Genomic DNA, 16,449 nt, shown 5'->3' with positions numbered 1-16,449 from the left:
CTACCACTGATCTTACCCGCCTTTGCGAACGTATCAGGCAGCAGGCTCCGTTTGCAGCATACGTATCAGCCAACAAACAACAGTACTTGCAGCGATTACACCGATACGTTGTTGTACCCAGCGTTTAAACCAAACGCAAAAGAGCCGATCAGCAGCAAAGCTAACCGGCTCATTATCAACGTGATCCCGAAGCGACTCGAACGCTTGACCGTCTGCTTAGAAGGCAGATGCTCTATCCAACTGAGCTACAGGACCGGTTTTATGCCTACTCGTCCATACCAGCAACGTACTGAAGGTGACAGGTCGAATAAACTATGTCCCAAAAGTACGCCGATTGGGAGTATTTTACAAAATAAGCGTTTTTAAATTGATGTTTGGGCGCTGCGATTCCGTCTGCTTCACACTCGTAAAGCACTCTTCTAGCCAAACTCTGGCTGCACTACGTAACATTTGCTTGCCGGTGGCAGTTAGCAGTATACACTACCAAGCCTACAACAAGTACCATGGCCAAGGATTCTGACCTGAAAGTGATTTTTTACGAGCCTGGCTCAGCGGATAAAGAAGGATCTGTACTAGCGGATGGCTATTTTAGTTTCGTTCCTTCCTTTAAAGAAGGGGACGCCATTAACGTAACCCGTTCGCGGAAAGGGGAGAAAAATAACGCCGTCGGCAACCCAATTCACCACAAAACGCATCGGGTGCTGTCAACGGACTGGGTCCTAACGATCAACGACGTTACGAAAGAAGCCCTGGCAACCCTGATTGTGTCCGTAGCAAAGCTGGAACCGATAGAAACGGCCCCGGAATTCCCAGGTATAGTTGGCACACATGAGTAGCCAGACTAAGCAGTCAACGCGCTCGTTAACGCCAGTCCTGTACGTATCAGGCAACGTAGTGACAGATAATCCCAGTTCAGTTCAACGAGCCTCCGACAGCCAGCAGCATTTTTTGATCAGTCCGCTTATACTTTATTCCTGTTTGTCTACCCAGAAAATGTGTGGATAGTATCCCGGTTTCGTTAACAAGCCGGTTGACTCGTTAGCTGAAGCATCAGTTGAGCCTGCAGGGTAAGTTTATTTAAACTATCAGCATGAGCGGCTAAGCCCTCTGCCCCTTTTAACCGATCAGCATCTGCCAGTAAAGTTTCTAACTGGGTTTCCATTTGCCAGATGTGAGCTAACAACTGCTTACTCGAACACAGCCCTACTGGATTTTCTCCCTGACTCAGATAGGCGCTAACGAGCTGATAATAGGACTGATTGAACGCATCAACGGCGTCTACCCACTGGTTGCGGGATGAAGAAGGTATTGTCTTTGTTATGAGTGCGCGGCCCATATTAATTACTGTTACGGTTACTTTCAAGGTATATACGTACAGAAAGAGTGTATAGATTTATATCGGGAAAAAATTGTCTAAAAGACATAAAACACCAACTTAGCAACCAATAATCATCTAATCTGAATCAGTTCGTTACCTGGTTTACTGACGCCAGTAAATGCCAGAAGTAACCCGTGAGATATACAAATTATACTCACAGCACCAACTCTATCGCGCACTGCCTCCAACAAATGGGTCTCCATTGAACCCAATCCCAGCGGTAAATAGACAAAGCGTAGAACCCGGCAGCCTGTACCACTGCGTTGACTCAGACATGCAGAGACGTACTGGCCAAGGGGTAACAGACGAACTATCTGAACGGGGGACCACAAAAAAAAGCACTTACCATTGCTGATAAGTGCTTGACTAGTGTGTCGGGGTGGCAGGATTCGAACCTACGACCTCCTGCTCCCAAAGCAGGCGCGATACCGGGCTACGCTACACCCCGAAGGTGATTGAAAGTCCTAAAGCTTTTTAGTTGAGGGCTTAATAGGCATACAACTTTATAACGCTCTGACTTTACAATTAATTTCTCCGCGGAGAGAGAGGGATTCGAACCCTCGGTACCGTTACCAGTACGACAGTTTAGCAAACTGTTCCTTTCGGCCTCTCAGGCATCTCTCCGTGCTCAACCATCCGTTTCCGAACGATTGGGACACAAAGATAGAGTGATTCTATCTTTTCAGCAAGAGGTAAGCCAGAAAATCTTTTCACAATCGCTAATTTCGCCCCTTTCCGACGGCAGTTCCGGTACGCGATTAGCGTCGCATCAGCCTGATTACGAATTCAAATGAGCTGGTTATACCCATTTTCGAGGAGCGAACTTTTTTTTATAATTATTTTCATCTGCCTGTATGGTTTCTACATCTGGCGCACATTTTGGCTGGCTCGTCAGCTAAATACGTCGGCCTGGGGCGTGGTGCCGAAGTTCTTTTTACGGAGTAGTTACCTTACCCTGCTGATCATTGCCCTGCTGGGTCCGTCGTTCGGAGAAGCGAGCAGTGATCTAATCGCAACTGGCCGGGATGCGTTTCTGATTGTCGACATTTCGCGGTCGATGGATGCGGGCGATGTCGTACCGACGCGGCTGGAACGGGTTAAATACGACGTACAACAACTCTGCGATACGTTACCCACCGATCGGTTCGGCCTGATTCTGGCTTCATCGGAGTCGTTTGTTCTTTCGCCGTTAACCACCGATCACGATGCACTCAAACAATTCATGCGCGAGGTGCACACGAGCGTTTCTCCAACGGGCGGCACGGATTTGTGCAGTGCCATCGAGTTAGCCCGTCAGAAACTCCTTACCGACTCATCGACTCACCAGAGTGTCAGAGCGATTGTTTTGTTCAGCGATGGCGAGAATTTCACGTCCTGCGATCGCACGGAACTGGCCCGTTTGCGCACGTTTGGCGTGCCACTCATTACGGTTGGCGTGGGTACCGAAGCCGGTTCCTCCATTCGTGAAGGCCGCGACTTCGTGCGCGATGCCGATCGGCAGATTGTCCGGAGCCGACTCAACCGGGTATTTATGCAGGAACTTGCCCGCGACGGACGGGGTCAGTACATTGAGGCCGATGCCGACGGCCATTACGTTAACGAGCTGGCGGGTATCTTACGATCGCTGCATGGACGAGTCACCGACCAGAACCGCGTAGCCGTTTCGACGAATAAGTATTATTATTTTCTGCTGGCGGCTTTATTCCTGCTGGTCCTTGATCTGGTTATTACCATCCGAACCTTTCGGTTGTAAGTTCATCTCAGGGTTTCGTCTTATTTTTGGCCGGTCGAACGTTAGTACTGTATGATCTATCTGTTCATTTTCGCCTGGCTGTTCTGGACTGATCCACTGCCGGTAAACCAGATTTCACGGAATAATCAGGCCCGGCAACAGGCCGAGCGCGCCTACAAAGCCGGGCGTTATGCCGAAGCGTTACGTTTGTACGCGTATTTAAGTCAGACTACAACCACGATTGATCCAGCCGTACGGTTAAACCTCGGTCATACGTATTTCAAACTACGTCGTTACAGCCAGGCAAAGCCTCAGTACGAAACCTTGCTTCGCTCCGATCGACCGGATTTACGCACCGGAGCCGCTACGCAGCTGGGCGTACTGGCCTGTCTGGAAGGCGACAGCGCCGTTGCTTTGTCTTTATTTGAACAAGCCCTCCTGGAAAACCCCGATAATGAACCCGCACGGTACAATTTTGAGTTAATAAAGAAGTTCTACTCGGGCAAAACTCCCCAGAAGAAGTCGCGTCAGAAGCCCAACACCAATCAGCCAAACGAGGTGAATAAACCCCAGCCGGCGGGTGGGCAGCAGGTGGAACGATCCGAGCGTCAGGACGAGCTGCTACGTCGGTTCAAGCGGTTAAACCTGAGCGAAGAACAGGCATTACAACTCCTCGACGCAATGCAGAACGACGATCTGCCGTATGCGCTGACGCGGGCGGCCCGGCGCTCAACGAAACCAGCTCCGGAAGGCAATCGCTGGTAAACACGTTACATCAACACTTAATCATGAATGAAGTCGTAATTGTTTCTGCTGTCCGGACACCGATTGGTGGCTTTGGTGGCGTATTATCAACGTTATCGGCCACCGAACTCGGCGCGGCTGCCATTAAAGGGGCTCTTGGCCGGGCGGGCGTACAACCCGATCAGGTGCAGGAAGTATACATGGGTAATGTCGTATCGGCCAATGTCGGTCAGGCTCCGGCCAAACAGGCTGCATTGAAAGCCGGCATTCCGGCTAATGTTCCCTGCACAACCATCAACAAAGTGTGCGCATCCGGTACCAAAGCCATCATGCTGGCCGCTCAGACAATTCAACTGGGTCAGGCTGATGTGATCGTAGCGGGTGGCATGGAAAGCATGTCGAATACGCCATATTACGTACCAAAAGCTCGTTTTGGCTATAAATACGGCAACGCTGAGTTAGTTGACGGCCTTGCCCGCGATGGTCTCGTTGACGTGTATGATCAGTGCGCGATGGGCGTTTTTGCTGATAAAACGGCCGAGAAATACGCCATCAGCCGCGAAGCGCAGGATGCCTACACGGTTCAGTCGTACCGCCGGGCGGAAGCCAGCACGCAGAACGGCACCTTCAGCGCTGAGATTGTGCCGGTTGAGGTGGCCGGTCGGAAAGGCAGCGTAACGGTTAGCGAAGACGAGGAATACAAAAACGTGATTTACGACAAGATTCCAACGCTCAAAGCCGCTTTTACGTCTGGTGGTACGGTGACTCCTGCCAGTTCGTCGCCAATCAGCGACGGTGCTTCGGCGCTGGTAATCATGAGCCAGAAAAAAGCTGATGAACTTGGCCTGAAGCCCCTGGCCCGTATTTTAGCCTATGCCGATGCCGAACAGGAACCCCAGTGGTTTACAACGGCTCCGACGAAAGCTGTACCTTTGGCCCTCGAACGCGCCGGTTTAACCACCGACGATATTGATTATTTTGAGGTAAACGAAGCCTTTTCCGTAGTGCCCCTGGCGTTTAGTGAACTCCTGAACGTACCCCAGGACAAACTCAATGTGTTGGGAGGAGCGGTATCCATCGGTCACCCGCTGGGTGCTTCGGGCGCCCGCATTGTGACTACGCTGACCAACGTATTGCAGCAGCACGGTGGTCGCTACGGAGCCGTTGGTATCTGTAATGGTGGCGGGGGCGCATCGGCGCTGATCCTTGAAAAACTGTAACGCCTTCCGTCAAAGGATTGGCGATTTAACGAGCTGGATGGAAGCTAATCTTCCATCCAGCTCGTGCATAAACGAGAAACCTGATAACTAAAACTGTGCCCATTCAAGAAACCAACTTCCAGTTTCCCGGCCAGACGGCCTTTTACCGCGGTAAGGTTCGCGACGTTTATTCCTTTCCCGATAAACTCGTGATGATCGCGTCGGATCGAATCTCAGCCTTTGATGTCGTATTACCCCGCCCGATTCCGTTCAAAGGGCAGGTGCTGAACCAAACAGCGGCTTACTTCCTGAAAGCAACTGCCGACATCGTGCCAAACTGGCTGCTCAACGTACCCGATCCGAATGTGAGCATTGGCCTGAAATGCGAACCGTATGCCGTAGAAATGGTGGTTCGGGGCTATTTGGCAGGGCACGCCTGGCGTCAGTACCGCGATGGGCATCGTACCTTGTGTGGAGTCGCCCTGCCGGAAGGCTTACGCGAAAATGACCGGTTTCCAACGCCCATCATTACGCCGTCGACCAAAGCCCACGAGGGCCACGACGAAGACATTAGTCGGGAAGAGATTTTAAGCCGGGGTATTGTCAGTGAAAGCGATTACGTCCAACTGGAACGTTACGCGTTAGCCTTGTTCGAGCGGGGAACGGCAATGGCCGCCGAACGGGGACTGATACTGGTTGATACGAAGTACGAGTTCGGCAATCTGGACGGTAAGGTCTACCTGATCGACGAGGTACACACGCCCGATTCGTCGCGCTATTTTTACGCGGATACGTACCAGGCCAATCTACAGGCGAATCAGCCGCAGAAACAATTATCCAAAGAATTTGTGCGGGAATGGCTTATCGCAAACGGGTTTCAGGGTAAAACAGGCCAGGCCGTTCCATCAATGTCGGATGAATGGGTCGCTCAAATTACGACCCGCTATATCGAACTGTTTGAGACCGTTACGGGTCAACCGTTTCAGGCCGCCGAGGATGCTGACCCCGTTTCCCGGATCGAAGCCAATATTCTGGGGGCAATTCGTTAATACGTTACTAAACCACACAACCGGGGAATACCGTCAAACAACATTTCTCATTTCAGAGTATTCCTTATAGATTGGCCGTTGCTATGAATTACACCATTGAAAAAAACGAACAATATGCCTTGATCCGTCTGGCCGAAAGCGCTTTTGAGGGGGATGTATCCACTGATTTCGAAACGTTGAGCCGCGTGCTGTTTCGGGAGGGGTACAGCAATATTATTGTGGATATGGCACCGGTTCAATCCGTAGACAGTGCAGGCATCATGGTTATCCGGAAAGTAAACCGGCAGTGCACGAATGAAGTGGGTTTGCTGGTGCTGGTAACGAAAGACGATGCGCTGATCGAGGATCTCGATAAAGCGGGCATTAGCGACCTGACCATTCTGCCTACCGTGGAAGAAGCCATTGACGCCGTCTTCATGAATGAATTAGAGAACGATTTTCGGAGTGAGGACGACCAATATGACGCCGGATGAAGCATCGGCCGCGACTAAACCTGAGTCAGTGACCAGTCAGGTATCAGAACACCCACGACCGGCACATTTGCCGTTTGCTCTCACGATTCTGGGTGCCGGGTCCGCTACGCCCACGTTGCGGCTGCATCCAACGGCACAGTTGCTGCTTGTGGGGAATGATTATATGCTCATCGACTGTGGCGAAGGCACGCAGCTGCGGTTGATCGAGCAAAAAATCAGGCCCGGCCGCTTACGTTATATTTTTATCAGCCACCTGCATGGCGACCATTACTTTGGTCTGGCACCTCTCCTGTCTACGCTGAACCTGGGGGGGCGCACCGAAGATTTATACCTGTTCGGGCCACGCGGACTGGATGAAGTCTTGACGACCATCTTCCGGGTGTCCGATTCACGGCTGGGTTACAATCTGCATTTTCAGGTTGTTGACCCGGCGCAGCCAACTTTGCTGCTCGACCATTCTCAGGTAACAGTTGAGTCGATTCCGCTTCAGCACCGGATTGATTGCACGGGCTATCTGTTCCGCGAAAAGCCGCATAAACCGCATCTGTTACGTGAAAAGCTTCCGGCCGATGTACCTGTACAGTATCTGAAACAGTTGAAGGAAGGGCATGATATAGTCGATGCCGACGGACGGATTCTCTACGCAGCAGCGGAATACACGGAACCGGGGCCTGCTCCCCGCTCCTATGCTTATTGTTCGGATACGCGTTACGTAGAAGAGCTGGTGCCCCAGTTGCAGGGCGTCGATCTGCTGTATCACGAAGCTACTTTTCTGGAGGATAATGCTCAGCGGGCGACTGAAGTATACCACTCCACTGCCCAACAGGCCGCAACCATTGCCGCTAAAGCTCAGGTTGGGCGACTGCTGATCGGCCATTTCTCATCCCGCTACAAGCAATTCGACTCGTTCCTGGACGAAGCTCGCGCGGTGTTTCCAGAAACTTATCTGGCCGAAGAAGGAAAGACTATCAATGTTTAGACATTCTGCTGAGGCATAGCCCTGCCGTGACGGGGTTATGCCTCAGTAATCTTACCCCAACAATAAACCAGATGAGCCAGCTTCGGTGAAGCTGGCTCATCTGGTTTATTACCCTTTCTGCGATACGGCCTGAAGTTTACCGTGTAGCGGTGGTCGCTGGTCTTTTGCGCCGGTCAGCCTGGATAAGCTGTTCTGAAAACTTATCTCAACGTCGTCGGAGCCGTATTTGCACGTAATGGTATCGTAGTGAGCCGTTTCAATGAACCGCCAGGTCATGACAAACGTATTGGCGTCGCTCCAGGTACCGCTACCCGCCACTTTCGTTTTTGTTTCGCCGGGCACCGGAGTCGCCACTAATTTTAGGGGCGTCGTGGGGAACGTAGTTTCGCCATCGACCCAGCGGTTGATGCCACAGGTCACCTGGTGATCTCCCTTATCGTCCTGCATCTTAAAGATGCACCCGTCCTTGCCGAACGTGAGCACTGCCGATTTAACCTTCGATGGGTTATCGTCGATGCTGAACACTTTACCGCTTACCTGCGCAGCAACGGGTGATGTTGACTGCATCATGGGTGGCGGTAGTGTCAGCGAAGTTAACTTCTGTTTTAACTCAGCCTGCGCTGTCTTATCCGGTTTTCTACTGCCTTGAGCGGCTGGCAGGATGTTGTTCCACACCTCGTCCAGAATGGCCTGCATATCGCCCGTTTCCGAAGTAATGGCGACAACCATATCCTGCTTAGGAATCACAATGCAGTACTGGCCGTAAGCTCCATCGCCCCGGTAGGCATCATTCCGGCATCGCCAGAACTGATAGCCGTAGCCCTGCAGCCAGTCGTTTTCTTCGGCTTTACGCTTGCCTCCGGCTGACTGTACCTGCTTCTGCGTAGCGTCGTTAATCCAGCCCTCCGGTATCAGGCGCTTGCCATTCCACATGCCTTTTTGCAGGTATAACTGACCAAATTTCGCGATGTCTTCGGTACGTACCCGCAGTCCCCAGCCACCAGTATTAACGCCTTTCGGATCAACCTCCCAGTCCGCGCCTTCGATGCCCAGCGGATCGAACAGGCGAGGTTTGAGGTAGGCCAGCACCGTTTGTCCGGTCAACTTCTGAACGATGGCCGACAGCATGTAGGTCGCTCCGCTGTTGTACACAAAATGCGTTCCGGGTTTGTGTTCAACGGGCTGCGCCAGAAATGCGTTTACCCAGTCCTTGTTGTTATTACCCCGTACGGCAGGGGTCGAGTCCTTATCATGACCCGTCGACATGGTCAGCAAGTCTTTGACACGCATCGCGGCCAGGTTTTCGCTAACCGTCGCGGGCAGTTCGGATGGAAAGAACTTAACTACTTTATCCTCTACCGTCAGTTTGCCTTCGGCAACGGCCAGGCCTACAGCTGTCGACGTAAAGCTCTTACTGAGTGAATACAGCGTATGCTTGAGTTGTGGGGCATAAGGTGCCCACCAGCCTTCGGCCACTACCTGCCCATGGCGAAGCACCATGACACTATGCAGGTTGAGCTTATTCTTCTCAACCGCATTGACAAAGTTCAGCAGCCCCGATGGCGATACACCCTGAGCCTCCGGCAAACTACGGGGCAGTTTAAACGAACGCGTCGGCGAGGCTAAAGCAATATTATTGAAGCTGGTAGCGATGCTAAGGCCCACTGCGCCGAAGCCCAGGTGCCGGAGGAAGTCTCTGCGGTTAAGGTTCATAGGGATGAAAAAGCGGTTGCGGTATATCGAGTGCCTTTATCTTGTCAAAGAAGGCACTTATAGGTTTATACTACGTCAGAACCGGGATTTAACTGATATGAACTGATTTATTTAATGAGCCAACGCTCTCAGTGAAAGTGAATCAGATACATCACTTAAAATCAGTTAAATCCCGATTGACTAATCAATCGTCGGCAGGTTATCGATATCATCGGGCCAGTCAACGCTGGGGCTGATATATTGAGTCGACACTACGTTAACTTTAAAACCCGCTTCGAGCCAGCGTAACTGCTCTAACGATTCGGCTTTCTCTAAAGGCGAGGGCGGTAACTGACTGATCTGTTCGAGAATGTCGGCGCGGTACGCATATAGTCCGACGTGCCGATAGTATGGATACTGAGTATGCCACTGCTCTCGGTCAATCCCGCGCAGATGCGGAATCGGCTCACGGCTGAAGTACAAAGCCTCTTTGTTGGTTGTGAGCGCAATTTTCACTTCCTCATAACTATGCAGCATAGCCGCCGACTCTACGCCCGTGCATTGGGTAGCAATCTGTACCTTGCCATCCAGAATCGCCGTCAACTCGTCAATCTGATTCGGGTCGATGAATGGCTCGTCGCCCTGAATGTTAACTACGTAAGCAGCGGTCTGATCCGTTTCGCCTAATTCGGATTGCAGCAACTGAAAAGCCTCCCAACAGCGGTCGGTGCCACTGGCGTGGTCGGCGCCGGTTATCACGGCCGTTCCGCCAAAGGCCTGAACTGCGTCTACAATCCGCTGGTCGTCAGTGGCTACGGCTAAGCGGGTTAATGACTGAGCCTGGCTTGCCTGTTCCCAAACGAGTTGAATCATGGGTTTGCCATTGATCATGGCCAGGGGTTTACCCGGAAAACGCGTTGAGCCGTACCGGGCGGGGATGATGCCAATAAACATGGTGTCGTTGATCTTTAGCCGTACTCTCGCACCCGCAGGCATGAGATTACGAACAAGTGAAGAGAAGGTAGCCCGACTATGCGCTAGCTTCCGTAAATTTGGAGCGAAATTAGCAAGACATACCGTTCCTTGTTGGCCTCATCGCCCGGAGTAGGTCTGCTTTGCCAAATTCTTAGTGAATAACTGTTTGTAAGAACAGTGTGCTGGCTGACGGTACTCGTTGCCCGATTCGCCCGCATGTCAGACTTTCATTTCCAACGTAAACACTTCTTCTATGCCCGGCATGGAGTTTTTTGGAGCCCAGGAGCGCGCCGAAATCAATGATGTTCTCGAAACAGGTATCCTGTTTCGCTATAATCACGAAGCACAACGTAACAACATCTACAAAGCCCGTGAGTTCGAAGCCGAAGTAGCCAAACTTGTCGGCGCTAAATACGCTCACGCCGTTGCCAATGGTTCGGCGGCTGCGCTCTGCGCGATGGTAGCCGCGGGCATCGGCGCTGGCGACGAAGTTATTGTGCCTCCCTTTACGTACATCGCCACCATTGAAGCGGTTCTGTTAGCTGGCGCTTTACCCGTTTTCGCGGATATTGACGATACGCTCTGCCTCAGTGCCGACGGTATCCGCCGGGCGATTACGCCCCGTACGAAAGGCGTTTGCCTGGTACACATGTGCGGACAAATGGCGGATATGGATGCCATCATGGCCGTAATCAACGAACATAACCTGGTACTGGTTGAAGATGCCGGACAGGCTATGGGTGCTAGCTATAAGGGCGTTTCAACGGGCCTGTGGGGTCGCGCGGGTGCCTACTCCTTCGACTTCTTCAAGATTGCCACGGCGGGCGAAGGCGGTATTTTCGTTACCAACGACGAACAAACCTACAAATACGCCGATAACTTCTCGGACCACGGCCACGACCACATCGGGAGCAACCGGGGTATGGAGCAACACCCCATCCTGGGCTTTAACTACCGCATCAGCGAGTTACACGCAGCCGTGGGCCTTGCTCAAACGCGCCGGGTGCCCATGATCGTTGCGCAAAACAACAAGCATAAAAAGCGGCTGATGGAACGACTTTCGGGTGTGGCAGGTATTTCGTTCGCACGCATTCCTGATCCAAACGGCGATTCCGCTACGTTCCTGAACCTGCTGCTGCCGAACGAAGCCGCAGCCCGCCAGACGGTTGCTGAGTTGCAGTCGGCTGGCGTGGGAGGCTTCAACTATTGGTTTACGAATATGTATCACTTCATTAACCAGTGGGATCACATCAAGGAAATGAGAACGGCTGCCGCCCTGCCCATCGAAAAATTGGGTGCTCCGCAGGACTACAGCAACCTCGATATTCCCCAAGCTCAAAGCGTAATCGGCCGGTTGATTTCGTTCGGCATTCGGGCAAGCTGGACCGAGGAAGAAGTCGAAACCCTGGCCAGCCAGATCGAAGCTGCTGTTAACAGGGCCGTACCGGTAGCGGCTTAGTTGCCGGTCTACCCTGCCTCTTTTATTTACATTCAATCTACGCGTTAATGCATAAAAATTTTAAAGGCGTCGAAAAGACCGTCTTCGGCCGGGGGAGTTTCGACCAGTTGGGCGATGTGCTGGCCCCGCAGCGAGTAGGCCCGAATCCGTATATGGTGTTTGTCGTGGATGCGTATTTCAAAGGCAAACCCCTCGAAAACCGCATACCCGTTCAGGAGGGTGACCTGGTGTATTTCATCAGTGTCGAAGAACACGAACCCACTACGGACCAAATCGATACGTTACGTGACGAGATTCTCGGCAGCAAAGGTCTGCCAGCCGGTGTTGTCGGCATCGGTGGTGGTAGTATCATGGACATTGCCAAGGCGTTGTCGCTGATGCTGACCAACGAAGGCTCGTCTACGCTGTACCAGGGCCTGAACCTGGTCAAAAAACCAGGTGTTTACCACGTGGGCGTACCAACCATTTCGGGTACGGGTGCAGAGGTTTCTATGACCGCCGTTTTGACGGGTCCCGTTAAGAAACTGGGCCTGAAATGCGAATGGACGGTATTTAACCAGCTTGTGCTCGACCCTGAACTCATTGCAACGGTACCGCGCGACTGGTGGTTCTATACCGGTATGGATACGTTCATTCACTGCATCGAGTCGGAGAATGGACAGTTCAACAATGCGTATTCACATTCGTACGCCGAGCAGGCGCTGAGTCTTTGCCGCCAGGTATACAAAGGTGGGCAGACGCCCGAAAACGACGACAAACTCATGGTGGCGTCGATGATGGGGGGGTTAAGTCTGACGTATTCAGAGGTAGGAGTTTGCCATGCCCTATCGTACGGCTTGTCGAAGATATTGGGCACCCGGCACTGCTACGCCAACTGCCTGATCATGAACCACCTCGACGATTACTACCGGGAAGGCGTCGCTGAATTCAAGGAATTAGCAGCCCTCAACCAGGTTGCACTGCCAACGGGTTTATCGGCGGAATGGGACGATGATACCATCACGAAGATGGCGCACGTATCGTATAACCTGCCGCACATGTGGCGCCATGCCATTGGCGAGAACTGGGAAGAGCAGATTACGATTGATGGTCTGAAAGATTTGTTCCGGCGCTTGTAATCTAAGTCATTAGCGTCTTTCTACTTAAAACCAGTACAAAAAATGGAAAAGAAAATTGTTCGTGTTGGCGATATTGATTGCGGCTCAGAAGAGTTGTTCCTGATTTCGGGGCCCTGCGTAATTGAAGACGAGCACACCATGATGACAGTGGCTGAGCAGTTGAAAGAGATCTCGGAACGGCTCAAAATCAAGATCATCTATAAATCGTCGTTCCAGAAAGACAACCGCTCTAGCCTGGATTATTACACTGGCCCCGGTCTGGAAAAAGGGATTGCCATCCTTGCCAAGGTAAAAGAGCAGTTCGGCTTCCCACTGCTGACCGACATTCACTACCCCGACCAGGCCGCGCCCGTTGCCGAAGTGGTGGACGTATTACAGATTCCGGCTTATCTGTGTATGCAAACGACCTTGATCGTTGCGGCCGCGAAAACCGGACGTATCGTCAACGTGAAACACGGTCAGTTTCTGGCACCGGACAACATGAAACACCCGGTGAAGAAAATTGAGGACGCTGGCAACAACCAAATTATTCTGACCGAACGGGGATACACATTCGGCTACAATGACCTGGTCGTTGACCCGCGCAGTTTCTTCCACATGGCGAATACAGGTTATCCGGTTGTGTTCGACGTAACGCACGCCATTCGTAAGTATGGCATTCCATCGTCGAGCGCGAGTGGTGGAGCGCGTGAATACTTGCCGGTTCTGGCGCGTGCCGGTGTCGCTGCGGGTGTTGACGGTCTGTTTGTCGAGGCTCACCCCTGCCCTTCTGAGGCTTTATGTGATGCAGCCAGTCAGCTCAACATCGGTCAGCTTGAAGAGTTTCTCAAGCCCCTGCTCGAACTACACGCTGTAGCGGTTAAATACGCTTCAGCCCGGCCGGTATTGGCTTAATAATTGCAGACGCGTAGGACCACCACGGCGAACCTGCGCGTCTGCCTTTTTTACTACAAGTGTTTCATCACTACACAAGCCACACAGCTCCCGACAACAGTAACAGGCTATCTACGTAGCCATAATACCAGTAATCGGATGTTGTGTGACGTAACTGGTTTGTTACCAGCGCCAAGAGAACAACCGGCAGCGCTGCTCTCATCAGCTGATCAGCCGAGAAGCCGTGTTCGTACAACTGAAAGAGCGTAAAGGTAAAGCTCCCCACAAGCGCCGAAAAAAACAAGGTCGCCTGTCGCTCGTTCATGCCAGCGACCAGGGTCAGATAACGCGATTGCCCATCTTCAGCCCGGTCGCGGTAATCGAACCAGAAGCAAACGCAGTAGAGCCAGAAAAACCGGTTAAGTGCCCACCAGCTCATCCGCTCCTGCCAGACCGTAACGGTCATCAGTAGGGGTAACAGCACCGTTACGTACGTCCAGGCCCCGGCCAGGTACAGTGTTTTCAGAACGGCGACTTTACGCAGATACATAAACGGGTATCGATTGATTTTAGGGGCCGTATACAGGAACGTAACGACGGCCGCCGGTAGCCAATACAGCCAGTACGCCCGAAGCTGCCAAAGCCAATACAGCGCTATAATGGCTCCGCAGGCAAATAGCCTAACCAGCAACCTTCGATGCGCGTCAATCCAATGCAATCGACGGCGGGACGCATCAACCGGGAGCGTCAAGTAGCTGTGCAGGGAGTAACTGCACACTGCCCCCGCAAACGATAACCCCCAGAACGATCGGGGCAAATCAAGCGCAAATACAGAAGCCGTTCCGGCGGTCATAGCCAGCGCACAACAGGCAATGAATACATTGCTGAACAGCAAATAGTCAACAGCGGTCTGGCCGATACGTAGCAAACGATTCATCAGTGTATAAAAAACCGACGGACTGGCTAAGCTGTTCATCTTCTTTTCGGAACGGCGAGCGCAAGCTCGTGTTGATACGCCAGAATCCGGACAAAGCCTTTGCCGTACTTCAAGGTTTATGTGCCTTTGCTAAGTTTGGGAGGTGTACCGACGGGATTCTGTTTATATTTAGCCCAAACTATTCGCCTTTCGTTCATGCTGGCTTTTCGCCTGGGATTCTTAGATATTGGCTGGCTCGACTTACTCGACATTGGCCTGGTTGCCTTACTGATCTACCAGATTTATAATCTCGTCCGGGGGAGTGTCGCCAGTCGGGTTTTTGTTGGTTATCTGTTGGTTTATCTGGCGTACTTATTGGTTAAGGCGCTCGGCCTGAACCTGATGACCACCATTCTTGAGTACTTCATCAGTGTTGGTGCGCTGGCCCTGATTATCATCTTCCAGCAGGAAATACGACGGTTTCTCCTGCTGATCGGCAAATCAACAAATCTGACCAACAGTCGCTGGCTGCGTCGGTGGTTATTGCGGCAAACAAACCCGGCCGACCTTCAGACACCCCTCAAACCCATTCTGGAGACCTGCAAATCGCTGAGCACCGAGTTTTCGGGGGGCCTGCTGGTGCTGCAAAAAAATGACGATCTGGATAAATTTGTGCGGTCGGGCGAGATTATTGAAGCCGATATCTCCAGGCAACTGCTGCTGGCTATCTTCAGCCAGTACAGCCCCTTGCACGACGGCGCGGTGATCATTGGCGACGGGCGCATCCGGGCGGCCCGCTGCATTCTGCCCGTATCCAACGATGACGAACTGCCTCCGGCTCTGGGCTTTCGGCACCGGGCGGCACTCGGCATGAGCGAAGCCACCGACGCGGCTATCATTGCCATTTCTGAAGAAAGCGGCAGGCTGGCGCTGGCTCTTAATGGTGAGCTATTTACCAATTTGCCGTTGGCCGAGCTGGAAGATCGGCTCGAACGCTACCTCCGTGAGCCGGGCGCGGCCCGGTAAACCTTTCTTATCATCTGTCGTTTGCGTAAGAAAACACGCAACGATTTATGCAACGATTCTTACGACGGGCTGCCTTGTCGGTAGCTTTATTAATCAGCAGTATTTCCATTGTTTCCGCGCAGCTCCGGCTCGATCTGGAATCAGGGGTTGTACTGGGGACTAACTACAACGACGTCCGCATACCGAACGTGGGCGGTACTCAGTTCGACCTCTCGTCCGACCTCTCGGAAAAGCCAAAAGTGTTTTACCGCGTGCGGCTTGGTTATACATTTAACAACCGGCACACGATTTCTGCCCTTTACGCTCCGCTTACGGTTCGGTACGAAGGTAGCTTCAATCGCGAGGTAACGTTCAACAATCTTGTTTACGCTACCGGTCAACCGCTCACGGCCTACTATAAGTTTAACTCGTACCGGCTTACCTATCGCTACGACTTCGTGGCGCGTGATCGCTGGCGAGTCGGGTTGGGACTAACGGCCAAGATCCGCGACGCGAACATCCGGCTGGCTGGCGAATCGAACAACCGGAATACAAACTTCGACAATGTCGGCTTCGTGCCGCTGGTTAATTTCTACGTAGCGTACCGCCCAACGCAACGCCTGGGACTGCTACTGGAAGGCGACGCCCTGGGAGCAAAACAAGGGCGGGCTGAAGACATCTTCGGTGGAGTAACGTATCAGGTAACCGATAAGATTGGGCTGAAAGGAGGCTACCGGGTTTTGGAAGGCGGTGCCGATACCGAAACCATCTACAACTTCACCTGGATCAACTACGCATCCGTGGGTATACTGGCCACGTTCTGATACAAACAGGAGTTGCCGATTAGTACGTAAGGG

16 protein-coding genes and 3 tRNA genes are annotated in these 16,449 nt (G+C 52.4%); 12 read left to right on the top strand and 7 right to left on the bottom strand.

Annotated features, from left to right (window positions below; all coding sequences use genetic code 11):
* Positions 1–181: 181 nt before the first annotated feature.
* A tRNA-Arg gene (locus ACYVBJ_RS07980) sits at positions 182–255 on the bottom strand.
* 248 nt (positions 256–503) lie between these two features.
* On the opposite strand from ACYVBJ_RS07980, the gene ACYVBJ_RS07975 reads away from it, so the two are divergent.
* On the top strand, positions 504–836 hold the full coding sequence (locus ACYVBJ_RS07975) for a hypothetical protein (RefSeq protein WP_460981763.1): 333 nt from the start codon (positions 504–506) through the stop codon (positions 834–836).
* A gap of 182 nt (positions 837–1,018) precedes the next feature.
* On the opposite strand, the gene ACYVBJ_RS07970 is transcribed toward ACYVBJ_RS07975, so the two are convergent.
* From ACYVBJ_RS07970 to ACYVBJ_RS07960, 3 genes are all read right to left on the bottom strand, one after another.
* Positions 1,019–1,336, bottom strand: coding sequence for a hypothetical protein (locus ACYVBJ_RS07970; protein WP_460981762.1), 318 nt, complete (start codon positions 1,334–1,336; stop codon positions 1,019–1,021).
* 416 nt (positions 1,337–1,752) lie between these two features.
* Positions 1,753–1,826 (bottom strand) — tRNA-Pro (locus tag ACYVBJ_RS07965).
* Between the two features lie 89 nt (positions 1,827–1,915).
* A tRNA-Ser gene (locus ACYVBJ_RS07960) sits at positions 1,916–2,002 on the bottom strand.
* A gap of 166 nt (positions 2,003–2,168) precedes the next feature.
* On the opposite strand from ACYVBJ_RS07960, the gene ACYVBJ_RS07955 reads away from it, so the two are divergent.
* The 6 genes from ACYVBJ_RS07955 to ACYVBJ_RS07930 all read left to right on the top strand — a co-directional run bounded on the left by ACYVBJ_RS07955 (position 2,169) and on the right by ACYVBJ_RS07930 (position 7,554).
* On the top strand, positions 2,169–3,131 hold the full coding sequence (locus ACYVBJ_RS07955) for a vWA domain-containing protein (protein ID WP_460981761.1): 963 nt from the start codon (positions 2,169–2,171) through the stop codon (positions 3,129–3,131).
* A gap of 51 nt (positions 3,132–3,182) precedes the next feature.
* A complete protein-coding gene (locus ACYVBJ_RS07950; protein WP_460981760.1) occupies positions 3,183–3,875 on the top strand; it encodes a tetratricopeptide repeat protein in 693 nt (230 codons plus the stop codon).
* A 23-nt stretch (positions 3,876–3,898) separates the two neighbouring features.
* Positions 3,899–5,074, top strand: coding sequence for an acetyl-CoA C-acyltransferase (locus ACYVBJ_RS07945; protein WP_460981759.1), 1,176 nt, complete (start codon positions 3,899–3,901; stop codon positions 5,072–5,074).
* A 95-nt stretch (positions 5,075–5,169) separates the two neighbouring features.
* The gene (locus tag ACYVBJ_RS07940) at positions 5,170–6,102 is read left to right on the top strand and encodes a phosphoribosylaminoimidazolesuccinocarboxamide synthase (protein WP_460981758.1); all 933 of its coding nucleotides are present in this window, start codon (positions 5,170–5,172) and stop codon (positions 6,100–6,102) included.
* A gap of 83 nt (positions 6,103–6,185) precedes the next feature.
* Positions 6,186–6,575, top strand: a complete 390-nt coding sequence (locus tag ACYVBJ_RS07935; protein ID WP_460981757.1) for an STAS domain-containing protein — start codon at positions 6,186–6,188, stop codon at positions 6,573–6,575.
* Positions 6,562–7,554, top strand: a complete 993-nt coding sequence (locus ACYVBJ_RS07930) for a ribonuclease Z (protein ID WP_460982127.1) — start codon at positions 6,562–6,564, stop codon at positions 7,552–7,554. The genes ACYVBJ_RS07935 and ACYVBJ_RS07930 overlap by 14 nt, the downstream gene beginning before the upstream one ends.
* A 108-nt stretch (positions 7,555–7,662) precedes the next feature.
* On the opposite strand, the gene ACYVBJ_RS07925 is transcribed toward ACYVBJ_RS07930, so the two are convergent.
* Entirely contained in the window at positions 7,663–9,267 is a 1,605-nt protein-coding gene (locus ACYVBJ_RS07925; protein WP_460981756.1) for a serine hydrolase domain-containing protein, read from the bottom strand.
* A gap of 180 nt (positions 9,268–9,447) precedes the next feature.
* Positions 9,448–10,200 carry a 3-deoxy-manno-octulosonate cytidylyltransferase gene (gene kdsB, locus ACYVBJ_RS07920; protein ID WP_460981755.1) on the bottom strand — a complete coding sequence of 251 codons (753 nt, stop codon included), beginning with the start codon at positions 10,198–10,200 and terminating at the stop codon, positions 9,448–9,450.
* Between the two features lie 283 nt (positions 10,201–10,483).
* Between kdsB and ACYVBJ_RS07915 the strand changes: the two genes are divergently transcribed.
* Genes ACYVBJ_RS07915 through kdsA form a run of 3 tightly spaced genes read left to right on the top strand, consistent with a single transcriptional unit; the run spans position 10,484 to position 13,692 of the window.
* Positions 10,484–11,680: a DegT/DnrJ/EryC1/StrS family aminotransferase gene (locus tag ACYVBJ_RS07915; RefSeq protein WP_460981754.1), complete on the top strand. Its 1,197-nt coding sequence runs from the start codon at positions 10,484–10,486 to the stop codon at positions 11,678–11,680.
* A gap of 47 nt (positions 11,681–11,727) precedes the next feature.
* Complete coding sequence (locus ACYVBJ_RS07910; protein ID WP_460981753.1) at positions 11,728–12,798, top strand: iron-containing alcohol dehydrogenase family protein; 1,071 nt, start codon at positions 11,728–11,730, stop codon at positions 12,796–12,798.
* A gap of 42 nt (positions 12,799–12,840) precedes the next feature.
* Positions 12,841–13,692, top strand: coding sequence for a 3-deoxy-8-phosphooctulonate synthase (gene kdsA, locus ACYVBJ_RS07905; RefSeq protein WP_460981752.1), 852 nt, complete (start codon positions 12,841–12,843; stop codon positions 13,690–13,692).
* A 70-nt stretch (positions 13,693–13,762) separates the two neighbouring features.
* On the opposite strand, the gene ACYVBJ_RS07900 is transcribed toward kdsA, so the two are convergent.
* On the bottom strand, positions 13,763–14,608 hold the full coding sequence (locus ACYVBJ_RS07900) for a UbiA prenyltransferase family protein (protein ID WP_460981751.1): 846 nt from the start codon (positions 14,606–14,608) through the stop codon (positions 13,763–13,765).
* Between the two features lie 195 nt (positions 14,609–14,803).
* Between ACYVBJ_RS07900 and cdaA the strand changes: the two genes are divergently transcribed.
* Together cdaA and ACYVBJ_RS07890 are read left to right on the top strand one after the other, a co-directional pair.
* A complete protein-coding gene (cdaA, locus tag ACYVBJ_RS07895) occupies positions 14,804–15,613 on the top strand; it encodes a diadenylate cyclase CdaA (RefSeq protein WP_460981750.1) in 810 nt (269 codons plus the stop codon).
* 47 nt (positions 15,614–15,660) lie between these two features.
* On the top strand, positions 15,661–16,416 hold the full coding sequence (locus ACYVBJ_RS07890) for a hypothetical protein (protein WP_460981749.1): 756 nt from the start codon (positions 15,661–15,663) through the stop codon (positions 16,414–16,416).
* The last annotated feature ends 33 nt before the right edge of the window (positions 16,417–16,449 follow it).

The sequence above is a fragment of the Spirosoma fluminis genome, assembly GCF_054778895.1.
The sequence above is the reverse complement of the archived record's forward strand: the minus strand, read 5'-3'. Positions and strand labels throughout refer to the sequence as shown.